The organism is Cytobacillus sp. Bac17 (assembly GCF_024519925.1).
In the GTDB taxonomy this organism is placed as follows: domain Bacteria; phylum Bacillota; class Bacilli; order Bacillales; family Cytobacillaceae; genus Cytobacillus; species Cytobacillus pseudoceanisediminis.
The window spans coordinates 165,163-189,386 of record NZ_JALJRC010000002.1 but is presented as its reverse complement, the minus strand read 5'-3'; the positions used below and the strand labels follow the sequence as shown (position 1 = coordinate 189,386).

At 41.5% G+C, this 24,224-nt stretch carries 27 protein-coding genes, 1 tRNA gene and 1 riboswitch; of the genes, 21 read left to right on the top strand and 7 right to left on the bottom strand.

The features are described from left to right. Nucleotides 1-6: 6 nt before the first annotated feature. Nucleotides 7-360 (top strand): Spx/MgsR family RNA polymerase-binding regulatory protein, encoded by a 354-nt coding sequence (locus tag NR125_RS05310; RefSeq protein ID WP_019380414.1) that lies wholly within the window; start codon nt 7-9, stop codon nt 358-360. 253 nt (nt 361-613) lie between these two features. Here the strand turns inward: NR125_RS05310 and NR125_RS05305 are convergent. Beyond that, a tRNA-Gln gene (locus NR125_RS05305) sits at nt 614-685 on the bottom strand. Between the two features lie 165 nt (nt 686-850). Between NR125_RS05305 and comGA the strand changes: the two genes are divergently transcribed. The 9 genes from comGA to NR125_RS05260 all read left to right on the top strand — a co-directional run bounded on the left by comGA (nt 851) and on the right by NR125_RS05260 (nt 5,570). After that, on the top strand, nt 851-1,903 hold the full coding sequence (gene comGA / locus NR125_RS05300) for a competence type IV pilus ATPase ComGA (protein WP_071157083.1): 1,053 nt from the start codon (nt 851-853) through the stop codon (nt 1,901-1,903). Next, nucleotides 1,890-2,921 (top strand): competence type IV pilus assembly protein ComGB, encoded by a 1,032-nt coding sequence (gene comGB, locus NR125_RS05295; RefSeq protein ID WP_071156986.1) that lies wholly within the window; start codon nt 1,890-1,892, stop codon nt 2,919-2,921. Before comGA ends, comGB begins: the two co-directional genes overlap by 14 nt. Continuing rightward, on the top strand, nt 2,921-3,244 hold the full coding sequence (comGC, locus tag NR125_RS05290) for a competence type IV pilus major pilin ComGC (RefSeq protein ID WP_009332932.1): 324 nt from the start codon (nt 2,921-2,923) through the stop codon (nt 3,242-3,244). Before comGB ends, comGC begins: the two co-directional genes overlap by 1 nt. Beyond that, the gene (gene comGD / locus NR125_RS05285) at nt 3,241-3,681 is read left to right on the top strand and encodes a competence type IV pilus minor pilin ComGD (protein ID WP_019380176.1); all 441 of its coding nucleotides are present in this window, start codon (nt 3,241-3,243) and stop codon (nt 3,679-3,681) included. The genes comGC and comGD overlap by 4 nt, the downstream gene beginning before the upstream one ends. Further along, nucleotides 3,665-3,994, top strand: coding sequence for a hypothetical protein (locus NR125_RS05280; RefSeq protein ID WP_009332930.1), 330 nt, complete (start codon nt 3,665-3,667; stop codon nt 3,992-3,994). The genes comGD and NR125_RS05280 overlap by 17 nt, the downstream gene beginning before the upstream one ends. Beyond that, nucleotides 3,945-4,424 carry a competence type IV pilus minor pilin ComGF gene (gene comGF, locus NR125_RS05275; RefSeq protein ID WP_226280632.1) on the top strand — a complete coding sequence of 160 codons (480 nt, stop codon included), beginning with the start codon at nt 3,945-3,947 and terminating at the stop codon, nt 4,422-4,424. Before NR125_RS05280 ends, comGF begins: the two co-directional genes overlap by 50 nt. Beyond that, the gene (gene comGG / locus NR125_RS05270) at nt 4,414-4,797 is read left to right on the top strand and encodes a competence type IV pilus minor pilin ComGG (protein ID WP_019380177.1); all 384 of its coding nucleotides are present in this window, start codon (nt 4,414-4,416) and stop codon (nt 4,795-4,797) included. The genes comGF and comGG overlap by 11 nt, the downstream gene beginning before the upstream one ends. 12 nt (nt 4,798-4,809) lie before the next feature. Next, complete coding sequence (locus NR125_RS05265) at nt 4,810-5,307, top strand: shikimate kinase (protein WP_009332927.1); 498 nt, start codon at nt 4,810-4,812, stop codon at nt 5,305-5,307. Nucleotides 5,308-5,384: 77 nt separating this feature from the next. Continuing rightward, on the top strand, nt 5,385-5,570 hold the full coding sequence (locus NR125_RS05260; RefSeq protein ID WP_009332926.1) for a YqzE family protein: 186 nt from the start codon (nt 5,385-5,387) through the stop codon (nt 5,568-5,570). Between the two features lie 46 nt (nt 5,571-5,616). Here NR125_RS05260 and NR125_RS05255 read toward each other — a convergent pair whose 3' ends face one another. Together NR125_RS05255 and NR125_RS05250 are read right to left on the bottom strand one after the other, a co-directional pair. Further along, nucleotides 5,617-6,411: a YqhG family protein gene (locus NR125_RS05255; protein ID WP_009332925.1), complete on the bottom strand. Its 795-nt coding sequence runs from the start codon at nt 6,409-6,411 to the stop codon at nt 5,617-5,619. Beyond that, a complete protein-coding gene (locus NR125_RS05250) occupies nt 6,389-8,077 on the bottom strand; it encodes a DEAD/DEAH box helicase (protein WP_071156988.1) in 1,689 nt (562 codons plus the stop codon). The genes NR125_RS05255 and NR125_RS05250 overlap by 23 nt, the downstream gene beginning before the upstream one ends. Nucleotides 8,078-8,257: 180 nt before the next feature. Beyond that, a riboswitch (glycine riboswitch) is annotated at nt 8,258-8,345 on the top strand. A 500-nt stretch (nt 8,346-8,845) separates the two neighbouring features. Between NR125_RS05250 and gcvT the strand changes: the two genes are divergently transcribed. Genes gcvT through gcvPB form a run of 3 tightly spaced genes read left to right on the top strand, consistent with a single transcriptional unit; the run spans nt 8,846 to nt 12,765 of the window. Beyond that, the gene (gcvT, locus tag NR125_RS05245; RefSeq protein WP_019380181.1) at nt 8,846-9,949 is read left to right on the top strand and encodes a glycine cleavage system aminomethyltransferase GcvT; all 1,104 of its coding nucleotides are present in this window, start codon (nt 8,846-8,848) and stop codon (nt 9,947-9,949) included. Nucleotides 9,950-9,965: 16 nt separating this feature from the next. Next, nucleotides 9,966-11,312 (top strand): aminomethyl-transferring glycine dehydrogenase subunit GcvPA, encoded by a 1,347-nt coding sequence (gene gcvPA, locus NR125_RS05240; protein ID WP_019380182.1) that lies wholly within the window; start codon nt 9,966-9,968, stop codon nt 11,310-11,312. Further along, a complete protein-coding gene (gcvPB, locus tag NR125_RS05235) occupies nt 11,305-12,765 on the top strand; it encodes an aminomethyl-transferring glycine dehydrogenase subunit GcvPB (RefSeq protein WP_009332921.1) in 1,461 nt (486 codons plus the stop codon). Before gcvPA ends, gcvPB begins: the two co-directional genes overlap by 8 nt. 254 nt (nt 12,766-13,019) lie before the next feature. Here gcvPB and NR125_RS05230 read toward each other — a convergent pair whose 3' ends face one another. Beyond that, a complete protein-coding gene (locus NR125_RS05230; RefSeq protein WP_009332920.1) occupies nt 13,020-13,403 on the bottom strand; it encodes a rhodanese-like domain-containing protein in 384 nt (127 codons plus the stop codon). A gap of 182 nt (nt 13,404-13,585) precedes the next feature. On the opposite strand from NR125_RS05230, the gene NR125_RS05225 reads away from it, so the two are divergent. The 4 genes from NR125_RS05225 to NR125_RS05210 all read left to right on the top strand — a co-directional run bounded on the left by NR125_RS05225 (nt 13,586) and on the right by NR125_RS05210 (nt 19,491). Next, the gene (locus NR125_RS05225) at nt 13,586-14,422 is read left to right on the top strand and encodes a lipoate--protein ligase family protein (protein ID WP_019380183.1); all 837 of its coding nucleotides are present in this window, start codon (nt 13,586-13,588) and stop codon (nt 14,420-14,422) included. Between the two features lie 344 nt (nt 14,423-14,766). Then, nucleotides 14,767-17,328, top strand: coding sequence for a vitamin B12-dependent ribonucleotide reductase (locus tag NR125_RS05220; protein ID WP_256814790.1), 2,562 nt, complete (start codon nt 14,767-14,769; stop codon nt 17,326-17,328). A gap of 147 nt (nt 17,329-17,475) precedes the next feature. Further along, entirely contained in the window at nt 17,476-18,501 is a 1,026-nt protein-coding gene (gene splB, locus NR125_RS05215; RefSeq protein ID WP_256814789.1) for a spore photoproduct lyase, read from the top strand. Between the two features lie 105 nt (nt 18,502-18,606). Next, nucleotides 18,607-19,491 carry a patatin-like phospholipase family protein gene (locus NR125_RS05210; RefSeq protein ID WP_217033148.1) on the top strand — a complete coding sequence of 295 codons (885 nt, stop codon included), beginning with the start codon at nt 18,607-18,609 and terminating at the stop codon, nt 19,489-19,491. A gap of 80 nt (nt 19,492-19,571) precedes the next feature. Here the strand turns inward: NR125_RS05210 and NR125_RS05205 are convergent, their stop codons facing one another. Then, nucleotides 19,572-19,958: an SA1362 family protein gene (locus NR125_RS05205; protein ID WP_372675453.1), complete on the bottom strand. Its 387-nt coding sequence runs from the start codon at nt 19,956-19,958 to the stop codon at nt 19,572-19,574. Nucleotides 19,959-20,375: 417 nt separating this feature from the next. Here NR125_RS05205 and NR125_RS05200 point away from each other — a divergent pair, with 417 nt between their 5' ends. From NR125_RS05200 to efp, 4 genes are all read left to right on the top strand, one after another. Beyond that, nucleotides 20,376-20,906 (top strand): YqhR family membrane protein, encoded by a 531-nt coding sequence (locus NR125_RS05200; RefSeq protein WP_009332914.1) that lies wholly within the window; start codon nt 20,376-20,378, stop codon nt 20,904-20,906. A 210-nt stretch (nt 20,907-21,116) separates the two neighbouring features. Then, a complete protein-coding gene (aroQ, locus tag NR125_RS05195; RefSeq protein WP_009332913.1) occupies nt 21,117-21,563 on the top strand; it encodes a type II 3-dehydroquinate dehydratase in 447 nt (148 codons plus the stop codon). Between the two features lies 1 nt (nt 21,564). After that, on the top strand, nt 21,565-22,626 hold the full coding sequence (locus NR125_RS05190; RefSeq protein WP_009332912.1) for a M24 family metallopeptidase: 1,062 nt from the start codon (nt 21,565-21,567) through the stop codon (nt 22,624-22,626). Between the two features lie 25 nt (nt 22,627-22,651). Then, nucleotides 22,652-23,209 carry an elongation factor P gene (gene efp / locus NR125_RS05185; RefSeq protein WP_009332911.1) on the top strand — a complete coding sequence of 186 codons (558 nt, stop codon included), beginning with the start codon at nt 22,652-22,654 and terminating at the stop codon, nt 23,207-23,209. Between the two features lie 35 nt (nt 23,210-23,244). On the opposite strand, the gene NR125_RS05180 is transcribed toward efp, so the two are convergent. Further along, the gene (locus tag NR125_RS05180; RefSeq protein ID WP_009332910.1) at nt 23,245-23,412 is read right to left on the bottom strand and encodes a hypothetical protein; all 168 of its coding nucleotides are present in this window, start codon (nt 23,410-23,412) and stop codon (nt 23,245-23,247) included. An 85-nt stretch (nt 23,413-23,497) separates the two neighbouring features. Then, nucleotides 23,498-24,193 (bottom strand): SIMPL domain-containing protein, encoded by a 696-nt coding sequence (locus tag NR125_RS05175; protein ID WP_256814788.1) that lies wholly within the window; start codon nt 24,191-24,193, stop codon nt 23,498-23,500. Between the last annotated feature and the right edge of the window lie 31 nt (nt 24,194-24,224).

Sequence of the window (24,224 nt, the reverse complement as noted above, 5' to 3'; positions counted from 1 at the left end):
AGAGTTATGAGCCAATTGACATTTTTCACATATCCCAGCTGTACTTCCTGCAGAAAGACGAAAAAATGGCTGACAGCCCATTCAATTGATTTTGAAGAAAGGCATCTCTTCAGGGAGACTCCATCATCAAGAGAATTACTAAAAATACTTTCCTTAACAACAAGCGGCCTTGACGAACTGCTCGCTACCCGCAGCCAGACCTATAAAAAACTGGAACAGAACCTTGAGGAATTATCTTTATCAGAAGTGGTGCAAATAGTAATTAAGGAGCCAAAACTGCTGCGGAGGCCCATACTGACAAATGGAGATAAAATTGTCATAGGCTATAATCCGGATGCATTTAAGAATATTGCCAAATAGATTTTATCGCAGTCTAACGGGCAGTAAAATTCCCGTTTCAAGAATCAGAGGAATCAATTGAGGATAAGTGGTGGGCAAAATGCCCGTATAGGCCCGATTGGTTCAACTAACAATCAGTGGGTTATAAAAAAAAACCACTGATTGAAATTTGAAATTTCACTTTATGGGAAATGCGTATAGATTGCGCATTTCCTTTTTTTTGTAGTAAAAAAAGTAAAAAAAGGAAGGAACACCTGGTGTCCTTCCATAATTACTGGGCTAGCAGGATTCGAACCTGCGCATGACGGAGTCAAAGTCCGGTGCCTTACCGCTTGGCTATAGCCCATCAATTCATTTGGTACACTTTTATTATGAAAAGAAAAAAATAATTTATTCACAAATTCGTCAAAAAGATTTGCCGAAATATGGAGGTTATACTCGGGATTAGGCGAATTATTATCTATAACAATTAATAAAGGTGGTGCATAATTAGTTGAGTGTAATTGAAAGAATGGCAGAACGAATTATCAAAGACGCCGTCAGGAGCCATGCTTCCGACATCCACATTATTCCCCGAAGAAAAGACACTCTAATTCAGCTCAGGTTCGGCAGCCAATTGACCCCCAGGCTTTATCTTCCTAAAGAAGAGTGCGACAGACTGATTTCTCATTTTAAATTTACCGCTTCGATGGACATTGGTGAAAAGAGACGGCCGCAAAGCGGTGCCTATTCTCTTGAAGTAGATGGACAAATGATTGGACTGCGTTTTTCAACCCTCCCATCAAGCCACAGCGAAAGCCTCGTTATCAGAATTCTGCCCCAGCAGGAACAAATTCCTTTTTTTCAAATCAGCCTTTTTCCAGACATGATCAGAAAAATGCTGGCATTGCTGAAACATGCTCATGGATTAATTATTTTCACAGGACCAACTGGAAGCGGAAAAACCACAACATTGTATTCTCTGCTGAATGAAACCTCTCATATGTTCCATCGCAATGTGATTACCCTGGAAGATCCGATTGAAAAAGAGAATGACTTGGTCCTTCAAGTTCAAGTCAATGAGAAAGCGGGCGTATCTTATTCCGCAGGCTTGAAAGCAATCCTTCGCCATGACCCCGATATCATTATGGTGGGTGAAATCAGGGATGCGGAAACTGCGAAGATTGCTGTTAGAGCAGCACTTACAGGTCACCTTGTCTTAAGCACGATGCATACTCGGGATGCTCAGGGGGCTGTATATCGTTTAGCTGAGTTTGGGGTGAATATGATGGAAATTGAGCAGACACTAGTGGCTGTCACGGCTCAGCGCCTTGTCGAATTGAATTGCCCTTATTGTGAAGGGGAATGTTCTCCATTCTGCTATGGATACGGCAGGTGGAAAAGGGCAAGTGTGTTTGAGCTTCTTGCAGGAAGAGCGCTTAATGCCTCCATAAAGAAGGCGAGAGGCGAAAGAAGCCTTGTTAAGTATCGCACACTTAAAGAGGTAATAACTAAAGGGATTGCTCTTGGATATATAAAGGAAACTGAGTACAGCAGGTGGGTGCACGATAATGCGGAAACATAAATGGACCATTCAAGAACAGGGCTTGTTTCTGAAAAATACTGGTGAACTGCTGTCCAGAGGGTACCCCTTATCTGAGGCACTGGAATCAATGATGCATCAGCTGCCGCCAAAACGAAAACATGAAATTAGTCAGTGCCTCTCTCAATTGAAAGAAGGATTTCCTTTTTATCAAATCCTTGCAAACATGAACTTTAATAATAATCTGATCGGCTATGTGTTTTTTGCCGAGCAGCATGGCGGCCTTGCTTCTGCATTTCTTGAAGGAAGCGAAATGGTGCTGAGAAAAGGAAAGGACATTGAAAAATTGCAAAAACTGATGACCTATCCTACTTTCCTGATGTTCATTACCGCATTCCTATTTGTTTTCGTTGATAAAGTCCTGCTGCCCCGTTTCTCTTCCTTATTCGTTTCCATGCACCTTAAGCCTAATTTCTTCACAAAAGCCGTTTATTTGTTTGGGGACCTTCTCCCATTATTCATTCTGATTGTACTCTTCGGTTTAGTCACTTTACTTATATACTATTTTTTTAGATTCAGAAACCTTTCCCCTATCCAGCAAAAGATGGTCATAGTAAAAATTCCTGCTGGAGGCCATTTTCTTCGTCTTTACTACACCCATTTCTTTGCTGTACAGCTCAGTCACCTCTTAAACGGCGGCCTATCCATACATGAGGCGCTTAGTCTTTTTGAAAAAAATGATAAGCAGCCTTTTTACAGCGCCCTTGGTGAAGCCGTGAAAATCAAACTCCGTGAGGGGAATAAGCTTGAGGATATACTAATTAGTTATCCTTTTTTTGAAAGGGAGCTGGCCAATATTATCAGACATGGTCAAAAAAATGGCAGGCTGGACCAGGAATTATCTTTTTTCAGCAGGCATTGCCTAAATAAATTGGAGGAAAAGACAGAAAAACTTCTTAAAATGATTCAGCCTATTTTATACATGTTTATCGGTTTTTTAATAGTGTCAATGTATTTGGCAGTTCTGCTGCCTATGTTTCATCTATTGGAGGGATTTTAATGAAATGGCGCACAGTAAATAATGACAAAGGGTTCACGCTCATTGAAATGATGATTGTTTTATTGGTGATTTCCGTACTCTTAATCATCACCATTCCGAATGTAACGAAACACAATTCAAAAATAAACAGCAAGGGATGCGATGCGTTTGTTAAAATGGTGCAGGCCCAGGTTCAGGCATATGAAATTGACAATAAAGAGCTTCCTTCAGGTATACAGGATTTAGTGGATGCCGAATACCTCAATGCTGAAACCACGACTTGTCCAAATGGAGATGCCATTAAGATTTCTGCAGAGGGGAAGGTTGAATCTTCGGGGTTATGATAAAGAACAAAGAAGGCTTTACATTAATAGAAACTCTTTTCGTTTTCAGTATTTTCCTTATAATTGCCACGATTACCTCTATTCTTCTTAAACCGCAATTCCTCTATCTTGAAAAGAGAATGTTCTTTTCCCAATTAAAGTCTGACCTGCTTTATGCCCAGAATTATGCCATCACCCATCAGACAGATGTAGCTATTCAAATTGTTCCCGAGGAGAAAAGGTATTACGCCCAGGTAAAGTTTGCAGCTGATCCTATCTTCAGCAGAGAATATCCTGGAATCATTGAGATTAAGGAGGGTACCATGCCATTGTATTTTCAATACGGGCCAGGGGGAATTACAAATAAATTTGGTACTTTCTATGTCAAAACAGACAATGAGCAATACAAAATTACCTTTTTAATCGGAAGAGGGAGATTTTATGTGGAGAAGGAATGACGGCTTCTTTTTGGCTGAGCTCCTTCTGTCTTTATCGGGGATGCTGCTTGCAGCGGGTGTAATGTTTCCTCTTGTCATTAAGGCTATTGAGCATTCTGAAGAGGTAAAACAGGATTACGAAAGCACACAGCTGCTTTATGAGAGTCTCCAGGAAGCCGCCTCGGAAGGGAGTTATCCTGTGGGGAAGACTATTATAAAAAATCAAACCGTCTATGAAATAGTCCCTATGGAAAACCAAGGATTTATGGAGGTTTGCATAAGATATGAAAACGTACGGGATAGATCGAAAGAAAAGTGTGAAGTATTCCAATAATAAAGGATTTACCATGCTGGAAATGCTGTTTGCGTTTGCAATATTCTTAATGATTGCTTCCTTTTTGCCTGTCAGCATTAATTTCCTCTTTCAGGACTGGAAAATGGAAGCCAGGACACAAAGACTTGAGTGGCATGTATTTATCAATCAGCTGAAAAAAGAGATTAGGCTTGCTGATGCTGCAGAAATATCACCTGTTTCCATTGTATTAACCATAGACGGGAAAAGTGTGATTTATGAAAAATATGGTTCCAATTTGAGGAGGAGAGTGGATATGAAAGGCCATGAAGTTGTCCTGCAAAAACTTGATAGAATAACATTCAGTTCCATTAATGGCGGAGTTGAAATAAATGTATCGGATAGTTTTGATCAGGAGCATTCGGCCTGTCTTTATTACCTGATGAATATGGAGGATATTGATGTACCGTAATCAGGATGGATTTTCTTACCCTCTTACTTTAACAATCATTCTGGCTGCACTCTTTCTCCTTACGATTCAATTAGATCAGTTTATTTCTGAGAAAAGGATAGTGAATCAGGCGGAAACCGTCATAATGCAGGAGTATTACTTACTGTGTTCCTTTAAAAAAACTGAAAAAATGCTGAGCGAAAATATAGACCCTGATAAATCAGGAATTTTTTCGTTTAAAAATGGATCTGTTTCATATGAAATCTCCCCAGTGGCAACAAGCTTAATTCAAATTACCTTCAAAACGAAAATTGGCTCTGATAAGGAAATTTCCGGATATGCTTACTATGACACGGATCTGCAAAAAATGATAAAATGGATTGAAAAAAACTGAGTGGGGATAAAGATGAAGCCAATTTACTTAATCGGATTCATGGGTGCCGGCAAAACAACAATTGGAAAAGAGCTTGCATCCTGCTTAAACCAAGAAGTAATCGATACAGATGAAGAAATAGTTATGCGGGAGAAGAAAAATATTAATGATATTTTTGAAGAGCATGGAGAGGAATACTTCAGAAATCTTGAAACGCTTATATTAAATGAGTTTGACAATAGAGCGGGAATTGTTACTACTGGCGGGGGAATTGTAGTTAAGCCTGAAAACAGAAAAAAGCTGAATGAAAAAGGAATCGTTTTCTTCCTTTATGCTTCGCCGGAAGAAATATTTAAACGGATTGAAAATGATCATTCCAGACCCCTGCTGAAAGGCGATAAAAAAAAGCTGATTCAGGAACTTTATGAAAAAAGGATGCCGCTTTATAAAGAAACCGCCCATGTAGTCATTGATACCACCAATAAAGATAAAGCAGAAATAATTCAGGAAATAATAGATTGTTTAGGGTAAAAACTCGTTGGACATACTTGTAAATATAAATAGCAGGGTGTAATTGCAATATGTGCAGAAAAAGGCAGGTATGACAAATGAAATCCAACGATTATGTAAAGTATCTTACCCAGACAGTAGTAAAATATATAGATCAGCCCAAAGATGAGCGAAAACGGCATAGAATAGAGAAAAAGGACATGAAAGAGCCATTTTTATTCAGGTGGTTTGGCATGTTTTCATATGTTTTCTATTTGGGCATGAGAAGAAAAAAACATAAGTAGATTTCACGCAAAAAACCGGCAATTTCTGCCGGTTTTTTGTGTGCTTTCATACTGCGCTGTCTGTCAGATAGAAGAGGCCTCCATTTATTATAGAGATATTAATCTTTGGCTCATATTGCTCTTGAAGGGCTGCTTTCTCGTTTTCATAGCTTTCGCCCTTTTCTTCTGCATCTTCATAAAAATGTTCAAGAAGGCTGAGATCCTTTTGCCAGCGCTTGCGGGCTTCATCAGCCCATAAATGTTCTTCCTGTTCAATTACGGACTTTATGAAATTAGCTACCCTGAATACACCGCTTCCCGGCATAATGAGCGGTGACAGAGTGAAAGAGTAGTCGGGAATCTTTGGTGTAAGGCTCATGCCAAGCAATCTGTCATGAAAGCTTTCAACCATTTGCCCATTTATTAATTGGAGGCCGATGGATTTAAAGACATCTCTTTTTCGGTCGCATTGATAAGATACACGGACGTTCATTCCCAGCCATGGCCTTAATGGAACCTGCATGCCTGGTGCCTCCCGGTGGTTTTCATATAATCGTATATAGCCTGCCAGGTTCCGGGCAGAATGAAAGATCTGGTGAAGTCTTGGGGAGCCAAAATGAATGACTTCCCCCTTAATATGTGCAGGGGCGAGCTGCTGGTTTGTAATAAGTGTAAGCTGCATTGGGTTAGGAACTCCGCCTGTTTTTTCGAGATAATGCCAGTAAAAGGGGCGATTCATTAATTCCTTATCCAGATCAATCGTCAGCTGTACGGTCATATACCCCGGGCCTTTATCAATTATTTCGCATCCATTTGCGTGAAAATACCTTTCAAGGAATTTATGAATTTCCTGTTGCTGCATTCAGTCCACCTTCTTTCATATCCTCAGCAAATTGAATCATGCTCGTAAGGTTCTCCATTTTGATTCTCATTTCACCTTCAGAAGCAGATCTTCCGAAAATGTCAACAAGGTGATCGTCAATACTTCCAAATTCAAGTTTTGTTAAAATATCATCCAAATCACCTATGACTTTTTCAAAAAGATGTATTTTCTCATATAAAAGCTTCATTACATGTTCTTCGACTGTATCTTTAGTGGCAAAATTATAAATCATGACATCCTTTTCCTGGCCGAGACGATGGATACGTCCTATCCTTTGTTCGAGACGCATTGGATTCCAGGGGAGATCAAAATTAATGATATGATTGCAGAATTGCAGGTTTATCCCTTCTCCTCCTGCTTCTGTTGCAATCAGGACTTGAGCATTCTTTTGGAAAAGCTCCCTCATCCAGTCCTTTTTGCCTCTTTTAAATCCTCCCCTGAACGGCACAGATGTAATCCCATATTGTTTTAAAAACCACTGAAGATACATTTGTGTTGCTCTGTATTCAGTAAAGATTATGACCTTGTCATTTATGTTTTGTATTAATTCCAGAGCTTTTTGAGCTTTGGAATTTTGCTGGACAGCTTCCACTTTTTTAATAAGGTATTGAATTTGTTCCTGAAAAGCTATTGAGGGCTGTTCCTGTCTTTTTAGCATATTCTGAAGGGTGAAATAGACAGCTTCCCTGCTGCTGCACGCCTCTCTTTGCAGGGTCATCACAGAAAATTGGCTCGAACTGACCCAGTCACCTTCACCCCGCAGCTCTGTTACAGCTTCATAAAGCTCGCGCTCAGCCTGCGAGAATTCAATCGGTATTGTTTCCACATGTCTTTTGGTCCATTCAATTCCTGTATCTGCCCTGCGGTTGCGGATCATTACTTTGTTTACGAGTTCTTTTAGATGTGCATCATCGTTTAAAGAACGCGAGTCCTTTTTATAATTCTCATAAAAGGCTGATTCATTGCCCAGATGGCCTGGTTTGAGCAAAGACACAAGGTTGAATATCTCACTTATGCGATTCTGAATAGGTGTCGCTGTTAAAAGGAGGCAAAACTTCTTTTTCAGGTTTTGCACAAACTCATAGTTTTTGGTTTTATTATTTTTAAGCTTATGAGCTTCATCTATAATGATCAGATCATAATCAAGGCTGTAGATAATATCCCGATGGGGATTTCGTTTGGCTGTATCAATGGATGATACCACTACATCGCATTGTTCCCATACATAGCTTTTCCGCTGTGCCACAGCCGGAATAAAAAATTTGCTGTTGAGCTCCATGGCCCATTGTGAAACGAGGGAAGCAGGAACGAGTATAAGGACTTTTTTTACGAGTCCCCTGATCATATATTCCTTTAATATCAAACCAGCTTCAATCGTTTTGCCGAGACCGACCTCATCAGCAAGGATCGCTTTGCCGTTCATGCTTTCAACAACCTGCTTGGCTACTTCCAGCTGATGGGGAAGGGGAGTAAGATTCGGCAGATGCTTTGGAGCCTGCAGGCCTTCAAAATCAGGAATAGTCGTGTGGTTTTCAACCTCAACAGCCAATTTATAAAGCTCCCAATTTCCCCATGGGCCGTCGTCATCAATTCTTTTTAAGAATTCATCCTGCCAGGCAGAATCAAAGCCAATTTGCACTGTCATAAAAACAGCTCCTTTTATCTATATAAAGATATTGCCCAAACCTCGTTAAGGTGGTACGATGTTAATAGCTTTGAAAGTTTTGAAAGTTAACACATTACATTTAGTTAACCGAAATAATGGATTTTTTATTTTTTCTGTTTGGTATAAGTATGACCAACTTGGAAAATTTTATAAATGCGAATGACAACAAGGGGAGAGACTACTTTGTAGCGCCGAAGGAGCAAGCAAAATCTGTGAATCTCTCAGGCAAAAGAACTCTTGTTTGACGCAGCTCTGGAGAGTGCTTTTTAATAAGCCACCCAAGGGGAAAGCCGATTTCGGTAAACTTTCAGGTGCAAGGACAGAGATCTTCTCATATTTGAGGGGATACTCTGTCCTTTTTTATGTTCAACAAGAAATTTTTGAACTTCGAGAACTGTCTAGCTCCATCGCCTACTCCCTCGAGGTCACAAGCTTGTCTTGTTTCGGCTTCTAGGGACTCGGGGTCATAAGCCGTTTCCTTTCAGAAGGAAAAACGCCTTCTTACAGGAACCGTCTTATGCCTGAGGCCCCCAGGATGAGGGTCATGCAGACGTTGCCACAGGACGTGGCGCTCTCAGTCTGCGTTCCTTGAAAGGACAATCGCCTCCACATTTCGAGCAATCCTCCCAAAAAGGCAAAGAACGCCTTTCCGTGAGGCTTGTCTTGTGCTTGTCGGGGGTGGGCAAGGCGCTTCCGCTTTTCTTATGTTCCTGCAACAACTTCAAAAGATTTAAGGGGGACGAGTAAATGTCACAGTTAAAACGCACGCCTTTATTTGAGGTGTACAAAGATTACGGAGCAAAAACCATTGATTTCGGGGGCTGGGACCTTCCTGTTCAATTTTCAAGCATTAAAGAAGAACATGAAGCAGTCCGTACAAAAGCCGGGCTTTTTGATGTATCCCATATGGGTGAAATCGAAGTGAAGGGGACGGATAGCCTTAAATACCTTCAAAAAATGATGACGAACGATATTTCCAAATTAAAGAACTCAGGTGCTCAATATACAGCCATGTGTTATGAGAATGGCGGAACTGTTGATGATTTACTTGTCTATAAAATAGAGGATGATCATTATTTGCTGGTTGTAAATGCTTCCAATATTGAAAAGGACTTCAACTGGCTTCAGGACCATGCTGAAGGGAATGTGGAATTGAAAAACCTTTCTGAAGATATGGCACAGCTTGCGATTCAGGGACCGCTTGCAGAAAAAGTGCTCCAAAAGCTTGCTGGCACGAACCTGTCGGATATCGGATTTTTCAAATTCCAGCAGGATGTAGATCTGAATGGAAAGAAAGCGCTAGTCTCCAGAACAGGTTATACAGGAGAAGACGGATTTGAAGTTTATTGTGATGCCCAGGATGCAGTCGCATTATGGATTGAAATCCTTGAAGCAGGCAAAGAAGAAGGCGTGCTGCCATGCGGGCTTGGCGCAAGGGATACTCTTCGTTTTGAAGCCAACCTGGCACTCTATGGGCAGGAGCTCTCGCCTGAAATCACACCTCTTGAGGCAGGAATCGGCTTTGCTGTAAAAGTCAATAAAGAAGCTGATTTTATCGGCAAAGAAGTGCTTAAGAATCAAAAAGAAAATGGGGTTCCCCGCAAGCTGGCTGGAATTGAAATGATTGACCGCGGCATTCCGCGCCATGGCTATCCTGTATATAAAGGGGAAGAACTGATCGGGGAAGTGACAACAGGAACTCAATCTCCGACATTAAAAAAGAATATTGGCCTTGTTCTTATCAAGAAAGAGCATGCGGAGCCGGGAACTGATTTGGAAGTGGAAATCCGCGGCAAACGACTGAAGGCTAAGATTGCAGCAACACCTTTTTATAAAAGAGAAAAGAACTAACCGGGGGGAGAAAATGATGAAACATCGCTATTTACCGATGACAGAGTCTGACCAGAAAGCAATGCTTGAAAAAATCGGCGTCAGTTCTGTGGAAGAACTATTCAGTGATATTCCCGAAAGTGTAAGATTTAAGGGTGAATATAAAATCAAGCCGGCAAAATCTGAGACAGCCTTACTGAAAGAGCTTACTAAAATGGCTCAGAAAAATGCTGATCTTCGTACAAATACATCTTTCCTTGGTGCGGGTGTTTATGATCATTACATGCCAATCATTGTTGATCATGTGTTATCCCGTTCAGAGTTTTATACTGCCTATACTCCTTACCAGCCAGAAATCTCCCAGGGAGAGCTCCAGGCAATTTTTGAATTCCAGACCATGATCTGTGAGTTAACAGGAATGGATGTTGCCAACTCATCTATGTATGATGGCGGAACAGCACTTGCTGAAGCAGCCATGCTAAGCGCAGGCAGCACACGCCGCAAGAAAATTCTTATCTCAAGCGCCGTTCATCCTGAATCTAAAGAAGTAGTAAAGACATATGCAAAGGGCCAATATATTGAAGTGATTGAAATTCCTCATAAGGACGGCATCACAGATCTTGAAGCTCTAAATGGAATGATTGGCGATGATATCGCAGCTGTCATTGTACAGTATCCTAACTTTTTTGGCAGAGTCGAGCCTTTACAAGAGCTTGAGGAGATTATCCATGCCCATAAATCCATGTTTGTTGTTTCAAGCAACCCGCTTGCTCTTGGCGCACTGACACCTCCTGGTAAATTCGGAGCAGACATTGTAGCAGGAGATGCCCAGGTTTTCGGAATTCCTACAGCTTTCGGAGGCCCGCATTGCGGATATTTTGCCGTTACAACCAAGCTAATGAGAAAAGTGCCGGGCCGTCTTGTCGGACAAACGGTAGACGATCAGGGGCGCCGCGGCTTCGTGCTTACTCTTCAGGCGCGTGAACAGCATATCCGACGCGATAAGGCAACCTCAAATATTTGTTCCAATCAGGCTCTAAACGCACTTGCGGCATCTGTAGCGATGACTGCTCTTGGCAAGAAGGGCGTAAAGGAAATGGCTGCTGCCAATATGCAAAAAGCCCATTATGCGAAACAGCAATTTAAGGCTGCCGGTTTTGAAGTTCCATTCGAAGGCCCTTCATTTAATGAATTTGTCATCAAATTGAATAAGCCTGTTAAAGAAGTAAATCAAAAGCTTCTTGATAAGGGCATTATTGGCGGCTACGATTTGGGCAGAGATTATGCTGACCTGAAAAATCATATGCTTGTTGCTGTAACAGAATTGAGAACGAAGAATGAAATTGATGCATTCGTTAAAGAAATGGGGGATTACCATGCATAAGGAAGATCAGCCACTCATCTTTGAATTAAGCACAGAAGGCCGTATCGGCTACAGCCTGCCTGAAATGGATATTCCAGAAATTGACCTGGGCGAACTTCTTCCCGAAGGCTACCTGCGAGAGGAAGAGCCTGAGCTGCCGGAAGTGTCTGAACTTGATATCATGCGTCATTATACTGCACTTTCAAAACGCAATCATGGCGTTGATTCAGGGTTTTATCCACTGGGCTCCTGCACAATGAAATACAACCCTAAAATCAATGAGAATGTAGCGCGCTTCAATGGTTTTGCCCACTTGCACCCGCTGCAGGATGAAAGCTCTGTTCAAGGTGCTCTGGAACTGATGTATGATCTGCAGGAGCATCTGATTGAAATTACGGGAATGGATGAGGTTACACTTCAGCCAGCTGCAGGAGCACATGGAGAATGGACTGGATTAATGATGATCCGTTCTTATCATGAAGCGAATGGCGATACAAAGCGCACTAAAGTAGTCGTTCCTGACTCTGCCCACGGAACAAATCCTGCATCCGCGACAGTCGCAGGCTTTGAAACAGTAACTGTTAAATCTGATGAAAATGGGCTGGTGGATTTAGAGGATCTAAGAAGAGTGGTTGGCGAGGATACTGCTGCCCTTATGCTGACTAACCCGAATACTTTAGGTTTGTTTGAAGAAAACATTCTTGAAATGGCTGAGATTGTTCACGGCGCCGGCGGGAAGCTATATTATGATGGAGCTAACCTGAATGCTGTACTTTCAAAAGCACGCCCTGGAGATATGGGATTTGACGTGGTTCACCTTAATCTTCATAAAACCTTTACAGGACCGCATGGCGGCGGCGGACCGGGATCAGGGCCAGTCGGGGTAAAAGCGGATCTGATTCCTTTCCTTCCAAAGCCTGTTCTGGTAAAGAACGGTGACCAATATGAATTTGATTATGACCGCCCGCAATCAATCGGCCGTGTAAAGCCATATTACGGAAACTTTGGAATCAATGTCCGGGCTTATACTTATATCCGTACTATGGGGCCAGATGGACTGAAGGCTGTTACGGAAAATGCGGTATTAAACGCAAACTATATGATGAGAAGGCTTGCGCCATTCTTTGACCTGCCATTTGACAGACATTGCAAGCATGAATTCGTTTTAAGCGGCAAGCGCCAAAAGAAACTTGGCGTGCGTACATTGGATATTGCCAAGCGTCTTCTTGACTTTGGCTACCATCCGCCAACCATCTACTTCCCGCTTAACGTGGAAGAGTGTATTATGATTGAGCCGACAGAAACAGAATCAAAAGAAACGCTGGACGCTTTTGTCGACGCCATGATTCAAATAGCTAAAGAAGCTGAGGAAAACCCTGAGATTGTTCAGGAAGCACCTCACACAACAGTAATTGGCCGTCTTGATGAAACAATGGCTGCAAGAAAGCCGGTTCTTCGCTATCAAAAGCAATAAAACGAAAAAGGGTGTCCCTAAGAGGGCACTCTTTTTTTGCGGCTTATAGACTACTTGTGAACTCTGGGAAGGAATAGGGAAATTTGCAGCGATTCCGGGGAAAAGAATCGAAAACCTGGGCATGAAACAAGCTAAACAAGCTAAATGAGAAAAGAACAGCGGTTTTGGCGAATAGATTATATGATTGAACTTAGAAGAGGGGTTTCCAATCAATAGACCCCGTTAAAATAACGGGGTCTTTTTAAATATTGCTATTATTTTTTCGCTTTCACTTTTCCTGTCCATTTTTTAAATCCGCCCTGCAAGTGTGAAAGGTCTTTGTAGCCTTTACGATGCAAAAACTGGGCAGCTCTCGCACTTCTCATGCCGCTTTGGCAATATAAGTAGACTGGCTTGTCCGGACGCAATTCCTTCATGCGCATTTTCATTTGTGAAAGCGGTATATTGCGGGCACCTAAAATATGGCCGTTTTCAAATTCATTTGGTTCACGTACATCGATTAATTGGGCTTTTCTGTAGCCTTCTCTGAACTGGTCTTCCGTAAGCGTTTTAACAATTCGGCGCTGATAAAACCAGGTTATCACGGAATAGGTAATGATTGCACCCAAAATGATAAGAATGAAATAAAGTGTTTCCAATATGTCTTTCTCCTTTCACACATAGGTAAGCCAACTAATATTATATAAGCCTTTCCTAATAGGAGTAAAGGAAATCTGTTAAATTTGTTATGGAAATTCAACTTGCTTTAAATTTCACTGGAATTTTGGTAGACTATTAACCGCAAATGACTAGTTAAAGAATCTGAAAATGAGGGCTACATATGACTAAAGAGGTTTGGCGTTTTATCGATTCAAAAGAGGGGTCACCTTCTTTTAATATGGCTTTGGATGAGGCGTTGCTTGACTGGAACAGTGAGGGCAAAATGCCTCCTGTAATCCGTTTTTACGGCTGGAATCCGGCGACTCTTTCAATCGGCTATTTCCAAAAGGTTGAAAAAGAAATAGATATGGAAGCTGTGAAGCAGCATGGATTGGGATTTGTCCGAAGGCCTACAGGCGGAAGAGGCGTACTTCATGAACATGAACTCACATACAGTGTGATCGTACCTGAAGCCCACCCCGAAATGCCGAATACAGTAACTGAAGCATACAGAGTTATTTCGGAAGGGATTTTAAAAGGTTTTCACGGACTTGGGATGGAAGCTTATTTTGCAGTGCCGAAGACAGCTGAAGAAAGGGACTCTCTGAAAAATCCAAGATCTGCTGTTTGTTTTGATGCCCCCAGCTGGTATGAACTTGTTGTAGAAGGCCGTAAAGTGGCTGGGAGTGCACAAACAAGGCAAAAAGGGGTAATCCTTCAGCATGGTTCCATTTTGCTTGATTTGGATGAAGACAAGCTGTTCAGCTTGTTCAAGTATCCGAATGACAGAGTCAAAGAGAGAATGCAAAAAGCTTTTAAGAATAAAGCTGTTGCTATAAATGAGCTGACAACTGAAAAAATTACCCTGGATCAAGCAAAAGCAGCTTTCAAAAAGGGATTTGAAGAAGGCTTGAATATTGAACTTGAACCTTACAAGCTTACAGATGAAGAAATGGCATATGTACAAAAAATCGCAAAAGAGCGATATGAAAGTGATGACTGGAACTATAAGAGATAAAAGCGGCAATGTCGCTTTTTCTCTTTTTTTAATGAATAATTTTCCAATTGTTGCCCTGTAAAAGTGCAAGCTTCAAAATATGTTAAAATTTATCGTTAATTGTCGGAAATCGGCTATTAACTCTGTTTTTCTTTAAATTTTGGTATATTTTAAGTTTGACAAAATCACTTTTAGTTGAACTAGACACAATATGTAGTGGTGTCGAAAATATTTAGGACACTATATATTGATTTTGGGGTTTGAGGTATGGTAACTTTAGGGTACTCTTTTAAAACAGATAGATTTACCCTATCTGCCAGAATGCTTACACAAATTGATAATTGAATTTAGAAGGAGTTGTAACAATGTCTGTTGCTCTAGGACAAAAAATGAAATTGAACATTGATCGTTTAAACAAGGATATCCGTCTTTTTCCTCAGGTTCACCCTGTAACCCCAGATATGAAAATGACCCACAAAGGTGTTTCCCGCTTAGTTATGCTAGATCGTTACACCTTCAAAGACACCGAGAAAGTGACACTCACAAACGGTGACTTCGTCGTCCTCACAATCAAGGAAGATCCAAAATTTCCGGCACGAGGCTTAGGATTCATCCAGGATATTGACTGGGAAAACAAGACAGCCAAGGTTTTAGTCGAGGAAGACTACAGAGGAGTACTGGATGATCCGGAAGAATCGAGAACAGGCATTATTACAAAGCCTCTTGATGTAATCGAGAAACCCCTTGAAATCTTCTATGAGCAAATCGCCAAGCGTAACGCAACAGGCCTGGCATCTGTTGAGAAAACCGAAGAAAAAAGAAAAGAATGGTTTGAAAAGTTCTATCAGGAATTGAAAAACTTGAATTTCATTCCGGCTGGCCGCGTATTGTATGGAGCGGGTGCCGACACAGATGTTACGTATTTCAATTGCTACGTAATGCCATTCGTACAGGACTCCCGTGAAGGAATTTCCGAGCACCGAAAGCAGGTAATGGAAATCATGAGCCGAGGCGGAGGAGTTGGGACAAACGGTTCAACCCTAAGGCCGCGCAACACACTGGCTAAAGGAGTAAACGGCAAGTCATCGGGTTCAGTATCCTGGCTTGATGATATTGCGAAGCTTACACACCTTGTGGAGCAGGGAGGTTCCCGCAGAGGTGCTCAGATGATTATGCTGGCAGATTGGCACCCGGACATCATCGAATTCATCATCTCGAAAATGCAAAACCCAAGAATTTTACGATTCCTTCTTGAAAATACAAATGATGATACAATAAAAAAATATGCTAAAGAAAAATTAAAATTCACTCCATTTACTGAACAGGAAATAGCCATGTACCAGGGTATTATCAATTACAAGAGCATTCCCGGCTATGGCGGTTTCAGCGATAAAATCATACAGGATGCTGAAGAAAAACTGGCGACTGGCGGTACTTACAGTGTTCATAATTCTGAATTCCTGACCGGGGCAAACATTTCAGTCTGCCTGACAAAAGAATTTATGGATGCAGTTGAAAATGATGCAGAATATGAGCTTCGCTTCCCGGATGTTGAATCATATGATGCTGATACCATGAAAACCTACAACGAAGAATGGCATAAAGTCGGTGACGTCAGAGAATGGGGAAAACTTGGCTATAAAGTCCGTGTTCACCGCAAAATCAAAGCGAAAGAACTTTGGAACCTGATTAATATCTGTGCAACATACTCGGCAGAGCCAGGTATTTTCTTTATTGATAATGCCAATGACATGACCAATGCACAGGCTTACGGACAAAAGGTTGTAGCAACAAATCCGTGTGGCGAACAGCCTCTTGCACCATATTCAGTCTGCAACCTTGCAGCAGTGAACCTTGCAGAAATGGCAGATAAGGAAAATAAGACCGTTAATTTTGAAAAGCTGAAGCGTACTGTTGAAGTGGGAGTACGTATGCAGGACAATGTAATAGATGCTACACCATACTTCCTTGAAGAAAACAAAAAGCAGGCCTTAGGCGAGCGCCGTGTTGGTCTTGGCGTTATGGGGCTTCATGATCTGCTGATCTATTGTGAAACAGAATATGGTTCTGAGGAAGGCAATGTGCTGATTGACAAAGTCTTCGAAACCATTGCAGCAACAGCTTACAGAGCTTCTGTAGAGCTTGCGGAGGAAAAAGGGAGCTTCCCATTCTTAACAGGTGAAAATGCTGAAGAAACAAATCGCCTGCGCAAAGCTTTTACAGAAACAGGCTTCATGCAGAAAATGCCTGAGGATATCCGTGAATCCATTTTACAAAGCGGAATCCGTAATTCACATCTTCTGACTGTTGCACCTACTGGATCCACAGGTACCATGGTTGGAGTATCTACAGGTCTTGAACCATATTTCTCCTTCTCATACTTCAGGAGCGGCCGCTTAGGCAAGTTCATTGAAGTAAAGGCAGATATTGTTCAGGAATATTTAGACCGCAATCCGGATGCAGATCCTAATAATCTGCCTGAATGGTTTGTGGCAGCAATGGATCTGGCTCCTGAAGCCCACGCAGATGTTCAATGTGTTATACAGCGCTGGATCGACAGCTCGATCAGTAAAACAGTAAATGCACCGAAGGGCTACAGTGTTGAACAGGTTGAGCAAGTGTATGAACGCTTATACCGCGGCGGTGCAAAGGGCGGCACTGTCTATGTAGACGGCTCACGCGATTCTCAAGTATTGACGCTGAAAGCTGAAGATAACAGCTTTGAAGATACAGATACAGTTAAAAAAGAAAAATCAAAGCAGCATGTAGTTCTGGTTGATACAATCAGCGACCTGCGTTCAACCGATGTAACAATCGGTTCGGAAGTCGGCAATACATGTCCAGTATGCCGTAAAGGAAAAGTCAAAGAAATCGGCGGCTGCAATACTTGCACAAACTGTAATGCCCAGCTGAAATGCGGTTTATAAAAGAATAATTTAAACGAACCAAGAAGATGGAAATAATTGTTCCATCTTCTTTTTTTGCTGTTGGATTAATTGGTTCATACTACAGACATAGGGTTCTGCTGACATTTTTCCGCTGGCAGGACAAATTGATAAAGTGAGGTATGCCTAATGAAGCCATTTATCCCTCAGCTAGTTTATATAGAACTTCAAGCTCTCGAATATCGCCTAGGAAGAGAGCTAAAGGAAAAATTTGAAAAAATGAACTTGGAAATTAGGGAAACAACATCACATAACCAGGTGAGAAATATTCCCGGTGATAACGAATTGCAAAAGTACCGCAATGCGAAATCCACTTTGGTGGTAGGCATCAGACGAACTCTGAAATTTGATACATCCAAGCCTTCGGCAGAATATGCCATTCCGCTTGCTACAGGCTGCATGGGCCACTGCCACTATTGCTATCTGCAAACCACACTTGGAAGCAAGCCATATATTCGCACGTATGTAAACCTTGAAGAAATCTTTGAGCAGGCCTCTAAATATATGGAGGAGAGAAAGCCGGAGCTTACACGATTTGAAGCTGCATGTACTTCAGACATCGTAGGGATTGATCATTTGACCCATTCTCTGAAAAAAACAATTGAATTTATTGGCCAGACGGAGTATGGCCAGCTCCGCTTTGTCACTAAGTATCATCATGTCGACCATCTGCTTGATGCTAAACATAATGGGAAAACCCGATTTCGATTTAGTGTTAATTCGCGGTTTGTAATAAAAAACTTTGAACCGGGCACTTCCTCTTTCGACGATCGGCTTGAAGCTGCCCGCAAAGTAGCTAATGCCGGCTACCCGCTTGGCTTTATCGTAGCGCCTATTTACATGCATGATGATTGGCGTGAAGGCTATCATGAACTTTTTCAAAGGTTAAGCAAATCGCTCGAAGGCATCAATCTGGAAGGATTAACTTTCGAGTTAATCCAGCACAGATTTACAAAACCAGCCAAAAAGGTAATTGAAAAACGCTACCCGAAAACAAAGCTGGAAATGGATGAAGAAAAACGCAAATATAAGTGGGGAAGATATGGAATAGGCAAGTATGTTTATCCGACTGATGAAGCAAAGGATCTTGAAAATACAATTAGGGGGTATATTCACTCTTATTTTCCAGAAGCAGAAGTGCAATATTTCACCTAAACCTGAGTTTTTGCTTGTCAGCCGTACTATTTTAAAAAGCTCCTGATTAAAGATGTATAAGTAAGAGTTCCTCTATGGGCAAGTACATCGACAGGAGTGGCTTACATGTATATAGATGGGGTTTTTTCAGGAGGAGGCATCAAGGGATTTGCGTTAATCGGTGCTTATGAGGAAGTTCACAAAAGAGGTTTTCGATTTAAGCGGGTTGCGGGAACAAGTGCTGGTTCCATCGTTGCTGCTTTAATTGCTGCCAATTATACAAGTGATGAAATATATCAGCTCGTCGATGAGTTTGATGTAAAAAAGCTTCTTGATGAAAGAAAAACCTTTATTCCCTTCGCAGTCGGAAAATGGCTTAACCTTTATTGGCGGCTGGGATTATATAAAGGATCCGAGCTGGAAACCTGGATTGCTCAAAAGCTGGCTGACAGGGGGATTAGAACCTTTTCAGACCTTCCTCCGCAATCGCTGAGAGTCATAGCATCTGACCTGACAAACGGAAGACTGGTAGTACTGCCCGATGATCTTATAAATTATGGGATTGACCCCGCTTCGTTTTCGGTAGCAAAGGCGATAAGGATGAGCTGCAGTCTCCCGTATTTTTTTGAGCCGGTTAAGCTGAACGCATACAGCAGCTCGAGTGTCATTGTGGATGGCGGGGTTCTAAGCAATTTTCCCATGTGGCTTTTTGATAAGGAAAACGTGAAAAAGACAAGGCCAGTCCTCGGGATAAAGTTAAGCCATAATTTAAGCGAACGGCCGCCGAATAAAATTGACAACGCCATCCAAATGTATGCTGCGCTTTTTGAAACGATGAAGGATGCACATGATGCCAGATACATCTCCAGAAAACATGCACAAAACATTATTTTCATTCCAACGGATGGCGTGCTGACTGCTGAATTTAATATAACCGAGCAGAAGAAGAAAGATCTTCTGGAGCACGGCAGGCAATGTGCGGAGCAATTTTTTTCATCATGGAGCTATTAAAGAGAAAAGCCAGAGCCCGATTCTTGAAGGTTCCCCAGAATTCAGGACTTATCATATAAAAATAAAAAATCGAGCCCGAGTTAAAGGGAGGCTCGATTTTTCTTTTTGCCTTTTTTGCCTTCTATGACTGTCAAGTGTGGAGAAGATTTTTTCTTAGCCTTTTTAATTGAAGTAAGGGAACCTACAGAAGCCTTTCTTCCATTGGCTGAGCCCGTTTCTTTATTGTTAAAGCGCCTTTTTGATTTTTTGGCTGCCTTTATAAAAGCTCGCTGTTCCCGCTTTGAGGGATTAAATCTGTTAAAGCGCTGAAAAAGAAAGTATACAACAGCACCAATGATGACAATGACAGCTATTCTCTGCAAAAAACCGGCAGGATTTGAGATCAGGCTGACGGCAACTCCGATAACAGCTAGCAAAATGAGCCCGGAGACAATATAAAATGTAAATGGTTTTTTCAAGAAAGCCACCTCCCTAAAAGCATGATGAGCAATTTTATAAGCTTTTAAACTATATAAGCTAAAGTTTATCGAAATAATTAATGAAAGTTGTCTTCATATTTTTCTTTTCCTATTTCTTTACAATTTAAACAGCGGAATATATCTTTTAATAAGTATCGGGAATAGATGCATGCTGCCTTTACTTAAATTTATGCTATGCACACAAGTCCCGGAACACACATTACCTCAAATAAGCACAAAATCAAAGGACTGTATCATTAATTATTTTATTCGACCTAAAATCTCATAAAACCTCTATACAACAGGAAATTATATAAAAAATATGGACGATCTTTGCAGGATGGTTAATCCAATCTGCATTTATTTTAAATCTGATGCAATGGAATAAATGCGTGTGGACATAATAGGAAAAGGAGGTGGCGCAAAGTGGCAGAAGAAAAGGAGCGCTTGGAACAGGATCAAAGGGAAAAACCAATGTCTTTTATGGCAATGGTGGTCATTACCGGACTGGTTGGAGGCATTCTTTGGAGCGGCCTGGCCTATCTGGCATACGTGTTTAATTTTACCGAAATTCGCCCTAATGTCATTCTCGAACCCTGGACGATTGGTGCCTGGAAAGAGGGCTGGCTGGGAACATTGATCTCAATTCTCTTTATTGGAGGAATATCAATTGTGGCGGCCTTAATTTATTATGCAGCGCTGCGGAAATTTCAAAGTATTTTCGTGGGGGCTGGCTATGGAGTTGCCCTTTTTTTACTGGTATTTTTTATACTCAACCCAATCTTTCCTGGAATCAGCCCGTTTTGGGATCTTGAGCGGAATACAATTATCACATCGATCTGTTTCTATATATTATTTGGCGTTTTCGTAGGGTATTCCATTTCATATGAAGCCCAAGAAATCAGAGGCAAGACTGAAGATGAAAAAAAGACCCGCACAGATCCGGATTTAACTTGATGAACAAAGCATAATGACGAATGTTTTATCTTTGTGCACGATTGCTGTTAAATGATGAAAAATTATGCGAAAAGCGCTATACATCAGAACTGTATGAAATTTTGCTTTATGATAGAATGTTCTTAATGGGCATTCTTTTTCGATGCTGTCAGGGAAATGACTTGAATAGAAAGAGAGGCCCGTCAGCAACTATGTTAAAGGGGGTTGAACATGGGGAAAATACTCCTGTTAAATGGGCCGAATTTAAATCTGCTCGGCAAAAGGGAACCAGGTGTTTATGGAAAAGAAACGCTTGATCAGCTGGAGCAAAATATGAAAGCATTGGGTGCTTCGTTTGAGACAGAAGTGTCCTGTTTTCAGTCAAATCATGAAGGGGAACTCATTGACAAGCTTCACTCCGCCAATGAAGATGGCACACAGGGTATTATTTTCAATCCCGGGGCATTTACCCATTATAGTTATGCGATCAGGGATGCTGTTGCAGGAATCCAGGTTCCTTTGATCGAAGTACATATTTCTAATGTTCATGCCAGAGAAGAATTCAGGCATACTTCTGTCATTGCACCTGCTGCAATAGGGCAAATAGTTGGCCTGGGCTTTAAAGGATATGAACTTGCTTTTCATGCATTATTGGATATTCAAAAGGGGAGAGGATAAGATGGAGAAAATACAAAAATTACGCGAACGCTTTACAGAGTCTGGGATAGATGGAATGCTGATTACCAGCAGTTACAATCGCCGCTATATGACTGGCTTTACCGGTTCAGCCGGCGTCGTATTAATCAGTGCGGATAAAGCAATCTTCATAACCGATTTCCGCTACACGGAACAGGCAGCTAAACAGTGTGAAGGGTATGAAATTGTAAAGCATACTGGTGCAATTCCTGAAGAAGTTGCCAAACAGGCTGAACAGCTTGGGATCAAAAAGCTTGGCTTTGAAGAGAATCATCTAACTTTTTCTTCCTATAAGGCTTATGAAAAAGCTGTTAACGCTGAACTTGTCCCTGTTTCTGACACAATTGAAAAGTTACGCTTGATAAAGACCGAATCAGAGATTAAGATAATAAAGGTGGCAGCTGACATTGCAGATGCTGCGTTTAAACATATTCTTGATGTCATTCGGCCGGGAATTACTGAACTGGAAGTTTCGAATGAATTAGAATTTTTTATGAGAAAAGCGGGTGCAGTTTCATCATCGTTTGATATCATCGTAGCATCCGGATACCGTTCAGCACTTCCGCATGGAGTCGCCAGTGATAAGGTTATCGAAAAAGGCGATTTTGTCACACTGGACTTCGGCGCTTATTATAAGGGCTATGTTTCAGATATTACCCGCACGGTTGCTGTTGGAGAACCTGAAGATAAGCTGAAAGAAATCTATACAATCGTGCAGGAAGCTCAGGAGCGGGGGATGGAAGGCATCAAACCGGGAATGAGCGGCAAAGAAGCAGATGCCTTAACTCGTGATTATATTTCTGGTAAAGGCTATGGCGAGTATTTTGGCCATTCTACCGGACATGGCATCGGGCTTGAAGTGCATGAAGGGCCTGCATTGTCATTTAAGTCTGATGTTATCCTTGAACCTGGAATGGTTGTAACGGTGGAGCCGGGCATTTACATACCGGGCCTTGGCGGTGTCCGCATTGAGGACGATACAGTCATTACAAAGGATCACAACGAAACGCTTACTCATTCTACTAAAGAATTGATCATTCTTTAATTGTACACAATAGGAGGACAAACTCATGATTTCTGTAAACGATTTTCGTACGGGATTGACGATTGAAGTTGATAACGGCATTTGGCGTGTAATGGATTTCCAGCACGTTAAACCTGGAAAAGGAGCGGCATTTGTACGTTCCAAATTGCGCAACCTCCGTACAGGTGCCATTCAGGAAAAAACCTTCCGCGCAGGTGAAAAAGTAGGGAAGGCACAAATTGATAACCGCAAAATGCAATACCTTTATGCAAATGGAGATCAGCATGTTTTCATGGACAATGAGTCTTATGAGCAAATCGAGCTGCCTGCATCTGCAATTGAGTACGAATTAAAGTTTCTAAAAGAAAACATGGAAGTTGCTATTATGCTTTACCAGGGAGAGTCTCTTGGAATCGAGCTTCCTAACTCTGTTGAACTTACAGTGACTGAAACAGAACCAGGCATTAAAGGGGATACTGCTTCCGGCGGAACGAAACCTGCTACACTTGAAACAGGCCTGACTGTACAAGTTCCTTTCTTTGTCAATGAAGGGGATAAGCTGATCATCAATACAACTGATGGTTCCTACGTGTCTCGTGCATAATTTGAAAAAAAAATCCCGATTTCTCGGGATTTTTTTTATCCTTTATATTTCCTGCCTTCAGCTCCAGGGGATATGTCAGTATCATTGCGATTATTATAATCAGGGTCAGATGCAGGAGCATTTCTGTTATCGCGTGTTCCGCCAAGATAAGCCCTGTCGCCTTTTTTCTGGTATTTTAAAAATTCACCTAAGTTCTCATTCATCCTTAAACCTCATTTCTCTGGGAAGTTACTAAGTGAGACATTATTAGTATTAGCTTTATCCTCAAGATTATAAGACGAAGATCTTTTAACTATAATATGTGAACTCTGCTGTGATTTGGCTTTCTATGTCTATGGTTCCCGGCTGGATAGGTGTACTGACGGCACTTTTCACAAAAGTGGAGGATTGAAACGAAATAGGCTGCTCCATGCCTAAAGTTCCTTCCGCAACGGATAGCGGGGTGCTGATTAATTGTACTCTTAGTGCAGAGGCAATTGTTTCTGCCTTTTTGTAAGCATCCATAACGGCCAGACTTAATGCCTGCCGGTACAATTCAGACTGGTTTTCAGCTTCAAAATGAATTCCTCTGATAGTGTTTGCACCATTATTCACTGCTGTATCCACAACGAGTCCCGTATTTTCTATCTCATCGACAGTAATGCCTAGTATATGCTCGACCCTGTATCCGCGGAAAATTTGCTTGCCATCCACAAAATCGTATTGCGGAAAAATGGTGAAATCGGACGTTTTAATCTGCTGATCTGTTATTCCAATAGCATTAAGAGCCTTTTTGACACTTGAAATGGCAGCTGCATTCTGTTCCTGTGCCTTCAGAAGCTCCTTGTCTTCTGTTAAAACTCCCAGTTTTATGTTAGCCTGGTCAGGCTGTACAGCTAGCTTTCCCTCACCTGAAACCCTTAAAATATTTCTGTTTGATCTGGAATGGCTACCTGTTTGTACAGAATTGCGGACAAAGGGCTGATAATAATACATGAATTTCATTCCCCGCTTTCATTGAGGTATCATTCTAGAA